This window comes from Streptomyces sp. NPDC054847 (assembly GCF_053610925.1).
This window is the reverse complement of record NZ_JBSGZJ010000323.1, coordinates 1-8,209: the sequence shown is the minus strand read 5'-3', so window position 1 is coordinate 8,209 and position 8,209 is coordinate 1. Positions and strand designations below refer to the sequence as shown.

General features: G+C 71.9%; 8 protein-coding genes. 7 read left to right on the top strand and 1 reads right to left on the bottom strand.

The window, feature by feature from the left end; all coding sequences use genetic code 11:
• Nucleotides 1-130: 130 nt before the first annotated feature.
• Both ACWGH4_RS25790 and ACWGH4_RS25785 read left to right on the top strand, forming a co-directional pair.
• The gene (locus tag ACWGH4_RS25790; RefSeq protein ID WP_453465156.1) at nucleotides 131-916 is read left to right on the top strand and encodes a ferritin-like domain-containing protein; all 786 of its coding nucleotides are present in this window, start codon (nucleotides 131-133) and stop codon (nucleotides 914-916) included.
• Nucleotide 917: 1 nt separating this feature from the next.
• Nucleotides 918-2,462, top strand: a complete 1,545-nt coding sequence (locus ACWGH4_RS25785) for a hypothetical protein (RefSeq protein ID WP_453465154.1) — start codon at nucleotides 918-920, stop codon at nucleotides 2,460-2,462.
• A 32-nt stretch (nucleotides 2,463-2,494) separates the two neighbouring features.
• Here the strand turns inward: ACWGH4_RS25785 and ACWGH4_RS25780 are convergent, their stop codons facing one another.
• Entirely contained in the window at nucleotides 2,495-3,487 is a 993-nt protein-coding gene (locus tag ACWGH4_RS25780) for a magnesium and cobalt transport protein CorA (RefSeq protein ID WP_453465151.1), read from the bottom strand.
• A 68-nt stretch (nucleotides 3,488-3,555) separates the two neighbouring features.
• Between ACWGH4_RS25780 and ACWGH4_RS25775 the strand changes: the two genes are divergently transcribed.
• The 5 genes from ACWGH4_RS25775 to ACWGH4_RS25755 all read left to right on the top strand — a co-directional run bounded on the left by ACWGH4_RS25775 (nucleotide 3,556) and on the right by ACWGH4_RS25755 (nucleotide 8,171).
• Entirely contained in the window at nucleotides 3,556-4,257 is a 702-nt protein-coding gene (locus ACWGH4_RS25775) for a histidine phosphatase family protein (protein WP_453465148.1), read from the top strand.
• A 91-nt stretch (nucleotides 4,258-4,348) separates the two neighbouring features.
• The gene (locus ACWGH4_RS25770; protein ID WP_453465145.1) at nucleotides 4,349-4,939 is read left to right on the top strand and encodes a DUF3090 domain-containing protein; all 591 of its coding nucleotides are present in this window, start codon (nucleotides 4,349-4,351) and stop codon (nucleotides 4,937-4,939) included.
• The gene (locus ACWGH4_RS25765) at nucleotides 4,903-5,730 is read left to right on the top strand and encodes an SCO1664 family protein (protein WP_453465142.1); all 828 of its coding nucleotides are present in this window, start codon (nucleotides 4,903-4,905) and stop codon (nucleotides 5,728-5,730) included. The genes ACWGH4_RS25770 and ACWGH4_RS25765 overlap by 37 nt, the downstream gene beginning before the upstream one ends.
• A gap of 92 nt (nucleotides 5,731-5,822) precedes the next feature.
• On the top strand, nucleotides 5,823-7,052 hold the full coding sequence (gene mshC / locus ACWGH4_RS25760; RefSeq protein ID WP_453465139.1) for a cysteine--1-D-myo-inosityl 2-amino-2-deoxy-alpha-D-glucopyranoside ligase: 1,230 nt from the start codon (nucleotides 5,823-5,825) through the stop codon (nucleotides 7,050-7,052).
• A gap of 156 nt (nucleotides 7,053-7,208) precedes the next feature.
• On the top strand, nucleotides 7,209-8,171 hold the full coding sequence (locus ACWGH4_RS25755; RefSeq protein ID WP_453465136.1) for an SMP-30/gluconolactonase/LRE family protein: 963 nt from the start codon (nucleotides 7,209-7,211) through the stop codon (nucleotides 8,169-8,171).
• Nucleotides 8,172-8,209: the final 38 nt, after the last annotated feature.

The following is an 8,209-nucleotide window of genomic DNA, read 5'->3' as shown; positions in this document are numbered from 1 at the left end:
GGTTACTGCCGACTGTGTCCTTCCCCTGGTCCGTTCGGGCGAGTTGGCCCGCCACCTGTTGCCTGGGCCGACGTCTCGCATTTGACTCGTTCTTTGCGGATGTCCCGAAGGTCCGACGGAGGTGGCAGTCATGCTCTCGGCCCGGAGTCTCTTCCAGGAGATCGTCGACAGCGACGACACGTTCCAGCTCTTCTGCTCCATCGCCGCCAGCGGCGAGACGCAGGGAGGCTGGGAGAACGGGCGCATCGCCGCGCTCGTACCGGAGAGCATGCGTGAACTGGCTCCGAGGATCACCCGGCACGGGGCGGACGAGGACAAGCACGGCCGCCTGTTCAACGCCCTGCTCAAGAAGCGGCAGTTGGACCCCGTCCCCGTGCCGCCGGAGACCGACTACACCATGCTGCTGGAACAGCGCGGCATCGGCCTCGCCCACGCGAAACTCCGCCGTGACGAGCGGCTGACGGAGCACGACATCGTCGTCTACCTCTCGCACAGCCGGGTCACAGAGCAGCGGGCCGCCGACCAGATGGAACTGCTCGTCAGGTACTTCGGTGACGATCCGGAACTCGGCAAGGCCATCAGGATGATCTGCGACGACGAGGCGAACCACCTCGCCTACTGCCACGAGGAACTGCTGCGTCTCGCCGCGGCCGGCCACGGCCGCATCATCCAGCGTGTGCTGCGCGAGAGCGCGCTCGCCGAGATCCGGGTCCACCGCGATGTGAGCCTCGCCGTCATGGCGCACATGGGACACCTGCTGCGCTGGCCCAAGGCCAAGTCCGCCGCGCTGGCCGCGGGCATCCACGCGATGTACGCGTACGAGCGCCTCGGCGGCTGGCGGCGCATGGTCGACCTCAGGATGCCGGAGCGCCGCGGCGCCCTCGACGGCCCCGCCACCCCGGCTCCCGCCTTCTGATGTGAACCGGACCCCGGCCCTGGCGCCCGTCCGCCCCCGCGCCCGGACCTGGCCGGGCCCGGAACGCCGCGCGGCCGACGGACTGCTGTGGATCGGCGCCGTCGCCGTCGCGTACACGGTGGTCCAACTCGCCCTGGCCGTCCGGGGTACGGGCCTCGGATGGGACGAGTCGGTCTACGTCAGCCAGGTCTCACGCGGATCGGAAGCCGCCTTCTTCAGTGCCCCGCGCGCCCGCGGCATCACGTTCCTCGTCGCTCCGGTGACCGCTCTGACCTCCTCCCTCGGGGTGCTGCGCGTCTTCCTCGCCGTGCTCTCCGGCGCCGGCCTGTTCGCCGCCCTGGCCGTGTGGCGGACGCTGCTTCCCCCTCGTGTGCTCGCCCTCGCCGGGGGCCTGTTCGCGGGCCTGTGGATCACCGTGTTCTACGGTCCGCAGGTCATGCCCAACCTCTGGGTCGCGCTCGGGGCGCTGTTCACGGTCGGCTGCTTCCTGCGGGCGGCCAGGGACCCCTCAGACCGGGCAGGGCTCGTCGGCACGGGCGCGGGCCTGGTGTTCGTCGCGCTCATGCGGCCGAGCGACGCCGTCTGGCTCCTGCTGCCGCTCGCCGCCGTCGCACTGCTGACCCGCGAGGCCCGCCGGCCGGCTCTGCTCGTGGTGCTCGTCGCCGGCACCGTCGTCGGCTGCCTGCCGTGGATCGTCGAGGCCTACGTCGCCTACGACGGGCTGCTCGCCCGGCTGCGGCGGGCCGGCGAGATCCAGGGACACCTGGGTCCGCACTTCGCCGTCGACGACCAGCTGCGCGCACTGGAAGGCCGGGCGCTCTGCCGCCCCTGCGACGTACCGTGGCGCAAGCCGGTGACTGCGGTCTGGTTCCTCGTCCTGTGGCCACTGGCCGCCGGGGGCGCACTGGTCGCCGCACGCAGGCGGTGCCCCTTCACCATGGCCCCGACCGCCGTGCGTCCCTCCGCCGTGCTGGTGCCCGCCCTCGCGGGGCTGGTGCTGGCCGTGCCGTACCTGCTGCTGATCGGCTACGCCGCGCCGCGCTTCATGCTGCCCGCGTACGCGCTGCTGGCGCTCCCGGTCGCGGTGTGTCTGGGGCGGATCGCCGCGAGCGCGCGGCCGCGGGCCGCGGCGGCCGTCGTGCTGGGCCTGGCACTCGCCGGCCATCTGGCAATCCAGTACGCCGTGCTGAACGGCACGCTGGAGCGCGGCCGGGTCAACCGGAAGGCCTTCGACAGGATCGTCTCGGAGCTGCACCGCAACGGTGTGCGGCCACCGTGCGTGGTCAGCGGCAGCGTGGCGCCCCCGCTCGCCTTCCATGCCGGCTGCGCGTCCCGGCAGACCGGCGGACACGACGGCAGCATCACCCGGGCCGGGCTCCTACGGCTCGGCGACGAACGGGCGGTGGCCTACGTGGTGGAGGGCCGCAACCGGCCTCCGTCGTTCATCCGCGGCTGGCGGCCGCTGACCCTGCCCGGACTCCCGTCCCGTCCCGAGCTCCGCGCCTATCTCAGTCCCGCGGCCGTGCCACCCGGGGCGGGACGCTGACCGCCGCCCCGAGCGGGCAGGGCACGAGAAGATCAGAGCCAGCCGCGCCGCTTGAAGAGCCGGAAGAGCCCGTAGACGGCACCCGCCATCAGCACGAGCACCGCCGGGTACGCCCACACCTGCCTGAGCTCCCACATGTGCTCGAAGTTCATCCCGTAGATCCCCGCCACCATCGTCGGCACCGCCGCCATGGCCGCCCACGCCGAGATCTTGCGCATGTCGTCGTTCTGCCGCACGCCCATCTGGGCGAGGTGGGCGGACAGGATGTCCGACAGCAGCCGGTCCAGCCCTTCCACCTGCTCGTTCGCCCGCGTCAGGTGGTCGCTGACATCCCGGAAGAAGGGCTGCGCGTGCTCATGGACGAACGGCACGCCCGCACCCGCGAGCCGGGCCATCGGCGCCGCCAGCGGCCCTGCCGCCCGGCGGAACTCGAGCACCTGCCGCTTGAACGTGTAGATCCGGGCCGCCGTGTTCTTCGCGTCCCTGCGCGCCGGTTCGAAGACCTCGGTCTCCATCTCCTCCAGGTCCACCTGAAGCTCGGCCGCCACATCGATGTAGTGGTCGACGATGGCGTCGCTGACCGCGTACAGCACGGCGGTCGGGCCGTGCCTCAGCACCGCCGGCTCCGCCTCGAGTCGTTCGCGGACGGCGTGCAGCGGAGCACCCTCTCCGTGCCGGACCGTCACCACGAACGAGTCGCCTATGAAGACCATCAGCTCGCCCGTGGTCACGGAGTCGCTCTCCGGCTCGTACACCACGGGTTTGAGGACCACGAACAGCGAGTCGTCGTACACCTCGAGCTTGGGCCGCTGATGGGCCTTGAGCGCGTCCTCGACGGCGAGCGGATGCAGCGAGAACTCGGCGGAGACGTGGTCGAACTCCTCCTCCGTCGGCTCGTGCAGCCCGATCCACAGGAAGGCGTCACCCGTGGCCCGCGCCTCGTCGAGGGCATCGGAGAAGTCCGACGGGCCTTCGCTGCGGCGCCCGTCGCGGTAAATGGCACAGTCCACGATCACGGCGCGCATTCTTCCCTGACCTCCGCCCCGGCACACCCCCGGCCCGCCGGAAGCCCGGGGATCGTAGGCTGGCCCCCATGGCCACGCTGATCCTCGTACGCCACGGACGTTCCACCGCCAACACCGAGGGAGTGCTCGCGGGCTGGACACCGGGTGTCCGCCTCGACGAGCACGGAGCCGAACAGGCGGCCGCGCTGCCCGCACGACTGGCCGCGGTGCCGCTCGCGGCGGTGGTCTCCAGTCCGCTGGAGCGCTGTCGCGAGACGCTCGCGCCCCTGCTCGCGGCCCGCCCGGGGCTCGTCGCGGAGACCGACGAACGCATCGGGGAGTGCCTCTACGGCGAGTGGTCCGGCCGCAAGCTCAAGGAGCTCGCACAGGAGCCGCTGATGGAGGTCGTCCAGCACCATCCCTCCGCGGTGTCCTTCCCCGGCGGCGAGTCCATGCGCGCCATGCAGGCGCGCGCCGTCGACGCCGTCCGCGACTGGAACGCCCGGATCGACCGGGCGCACGGCGAGGGCGCGGCCTATCTGATGTGCTCGCACGGGGACATCATCAAGTCCCTCGTGGCGGACGCCCTTGGGATGCATCTCGACCTCTTCCAGCGGATCCACGTCGAGCCGTGCTCCGTCACCGCCATCCGCTACACCCGCAGCCGGCCGTTCCTGCTGCGCCTCGGCGACACCGGCGATCTCGGCTCCCTCGTGCCCCGCGCGGAGGGACCGGAGGAGAAGGGCGACAGCGGCGACGCGGTCGTCGGGGGCGGCGCGGGCGCATCGTGATCGCTCCGCGCAGTAGGGTGGACGCGCCGAAAAGCTGAAGTCCACCGGATGCCGAAAACCACCGATCCGACGATCCAAAGGGAGACAGAACGTGTCCCGTCAGGTGTTCCTCTACGACCCGCCGGACCGCTTCGTGGCCGGTACGGTCGGGCTGCCTGGCCGCCGTACGTTCTTCCTGCAGGCCACGGCCGCAGGACGCGTGACCAGCGTCGCCCTGGAGAAGACTCAGGTGGCCGCCCTCGCGGAGCGGATCGACGAGCTGCTGGACGAAGTGGTCCGCCGCACCGGGGGAAACGCGCCCGTGCCGGCCGTCGCCCCGGCGGACGTGACCGACACCGCGCCGCTCGACAACCCGGTCGAGGAGGAGTTCCGCGTCGGCACGATGGCGCTGGCCTGGGACGGCGAGGAACAGCGCATGATCGTCGAGGCACAGGCGCTGGTGGAGCTCGAGGCCGAGTCCGAGGAGGACCTCGCGGAGGCCGAGGAGCGGCTGCTGCAGGACGAGGAGAACGGCCCGCCGATGCTGCGGGTCCGGCTCACCGGCGCACAGGCCAGGGCGTTCGCCAAACGCGCACTGGACGTGGTGAACGCCGGCCGGCCGCCGTGCCCGCTGTGCAGCCTGCCCCTCGATCCGGAAGGACACGTATGCCCGCGCCAGAACGGATACCGACGGGGCGCGTGAGCACCCCGGACGCGCTGACGCTGCTGGCCAAGGGCGAGCTGAGCGTACGCGGAAGGCTGCGCGAGGCGTCCAACGCGGTGCTGTACTGCGCGGTTTCGTACGAAGGCGAGGAAGCCCACTGCGTCTACAAACCCATCGCGGGCGAACGCCCGCTGTGGGATTTCCCCGACGGCACTCTGGCGCAGCGCGAGGTCGCCGCGTACGAGGTCTCGCAGGCGATCGGCTGGGATCTGGTGCCGCCCACGGTGCTGCGGGACGGCCCCTACGGCCAGGGCATGGTCCAGCTCTGGATCGAGACCGACCCGGAGGCCGCTCTGCTGGCGCTCGTCGAGGACGAGGAACCGGGAGAGGGCTGGAGGGCGGTCGGCTTCGCCGACGTGGGGGAGGGACGTTCCGCGCTGCTCGTCCACGCCGACGACCCGCGCCTGCGCAGGCTCGCCGTCCTGGACGCCGTGATCAACAACGGGGACCGCAAGGGCGGGCACCTGCTGCCCACCTCTGACGGGACCCTCTACGCGATCGACCACGGAGTCACGTTCAACGTCGACGACAAGCTGCGCACCCTGCTGTGGGGATGGGCGGGGGAGCCGCTGCCCGCGGAGGCGGTCACGGCGCTCACGACCCTGGCGACGGCCCTCGCCGACGGCGGGGCGCTCACCACCCGACTGGCGGAACTGCTCACCCCGGCCGAGGTGGCCGCCCTGAGCGGGCGGGTGGCGGCCCTCCTCCGGTCAGGCGCCCATCCCGTGCCGTCGGGCGACTGGCCGGCGATCCCCTGGCCGCCCGTGTAGGCACAGTGCCCGCCGGACCGCAAGAGTGCCCAACCGGTCAAGATCAGTGATCCGGTTCGTATCCGGAACATGCGTCCGGTTACGCTCATGACATGCATGCCTGGCCCGCTTCTGAGGTCCCCGCCCTGCCCGGCAAGGGCCGCGACCTCCGGATCCACGACACCGCGACCGATGGTCTGGTGACCCTTGACCCCGGTCCCGTCGCCCGTATCTACGTCTGCGGCATCACACCGTACGACGCGACCCACATGGGTCACGCGGCGACCTACAACGCGTTCGACCTTGTGCAGCGCGTGTGGCTCGACACCAAGCGGCAGGTTCACTATGTCCAGAACGTCACGGACGTGGACGATCCTCTGCTGGAGCGCGCCAACCGCGACGGACACGACTGGACCGAGCTCGCGGAGCGCGAGACGGCTCTGTTCCGCGAGGACATGACCGCGCTGCGGATGCTTCCGCCGCGTCACTACATCGGCGCGGTCGAGGCGATTCCGGGCATCGTGCCACTCGTCGAACGCCTCCGTGACGCAGGCGCCGCCTACGAGCTGGAAGGCGACGTCTACTTCTCCGTCGAGTCCGACCCGCACTTCGGCGAGGTGTCCCGGCTCGACGCTGAGGCGATGCGGCTGCTGTCCGCGGAGCGCGGCGGCGACCCCGAGCGTCCCGGCAAGAAGAACCCGCTCGACCCGATGCTGTGGATGGCGGCCCGCGAGGGCGAGCCGAGCTGGGACGGCGGCTCGCTCGGCCGCGGCCGGCCCGGCTGGCACATCGAGTGCGTCGCCATCGCGCTGGACCACCTCGGCATGGGCTTCGACGTCCAGGGTGGCGGCTCCGATCTCGCCTTCCCGCACCACGAGATGGGCGCCTCGCACGCCCAGGCGCTCACGGGCGAACACCCCTTCGCCAAGGCGTACGTCCACGCGGGCATGGTCGCCCTCGACGGCGCGAAGATGTCGAAGTCCAAGGGCAACCTGGTCTTCGTCTCCAAGCTGCGCCGCGACGGTGTGGACCCCGCCGCCATACGGCTCGCGCTGCTCTCGCACCACTACCGGGCCGACTGGGAGTGGACCGACGCGGTGCTCCAGGAAGCGGTCGAGCGTGCAGGGCGCTGGCGTGCCGCCGTCTCCCGCCCCGACGGACCGTCCGCCGACGCTCTGGTGGAGGAGATCCGCGCGGCCCTCGCCGACGACCTCGACGCCCCGTCGGCGCTCGCCGCCGTGGACCGCTGGGCGGCGCTCCAGCAGGCCGAGGGCGGCACCGACGAGGGCGCGCCGGGGCTGGTGTCCCGGGCGGTCGACGCCCTGCTGGGCGTGGCGCTCTAGGCACGTTCTCGACTCCCGCCCGGTCGCCGTCGACGCCCCCGGGCGGGAGTCAGTTCCTCCGCGTTGCACAAACACGCGGCGCCTGCGCCGGGCGTGTGGTGAGGTGACGGAACAGGCCCTCGGGCCATCCGTCCACCATTGCCGGAAGGACACACCGTGGAACGTGTCTTCGCACGCAGAGACGTACTCGGCGCGGCAGCGGCCATCGGCGCGGCCGCGCTTCTCGGGCCCGCCGCCGGTGCGGCCCGCGCCGCGTCGCCGGGCAGCCGGCCGACCCGCATCCCCCTGCCGAACGGCTTCCAGCCGGAGGGCATCACCATCGGCCGCAGCCCCTACGCCTGGTTCGGCTCGATCGCCGACGGCGACGTCTACCGCGCGAGCCTGGCCACCGGACGCGGCCGGGTGGTCGTCGAAGGGCTGGGCGCCGGACGCTCCGTCATCGGGCTGAAGATCGACCGCCAGGAGCGGCGGCTGTTCCTCTCCGGTGGCTTCAGCCGGGAGATCAGGATCGCCGATGCGCGCTCAGGAAAGATCGTAAGACTCTTCACCGTCGGCGCGGAGGGCTCGATGGTGAACGACGTCGTGCTGACGCCGGAGGCGGCGTGGTTCACCGACTCCTTCCGACCCCAGCTCTACCGGCTCGAGTTGGACCGGCACGGCGAACCGGCGCGCGAGGTGGCCACCGTGGCGCTGGGCGGTGAGTGGGAGCAGGGAACGGACTTCACCGCCAACGGCATCGCGCGGACACCCGACGGCAGCGCCCTGCTGGTGGTCAACACCGTGGTGGAGGGCGGCTCCCTGATGCGGGTGGACCCGCGCGACGGTACCGCCCGCCGGGTCGACCTCGGGGACCTCGCCATCCCGTTCGGTGACGGCCTCCTGCTGCTCGGCCGTCATCTCTACATCGTGCAGCAGCAGTTGAACCAGGTCGATGTCGTGCGGCTGAACGCCGCGGGCACCCGGGGCACGCCGACCGCCCGGATCACCGACCCGCGCTTCCGGATCCCCACCACGGCGGCCGCCTGGGGCGACCGGATCTACCTGCCCAACGCGCGCTTCGACGTGCCGCCCACGCCCGACACCGAGTACGACGCGGTGGCGGTCGACCGGGTGGTGTGAGGGACGAGGAGCGGGGTGGCGCCGGTCCGCCCGGTGCC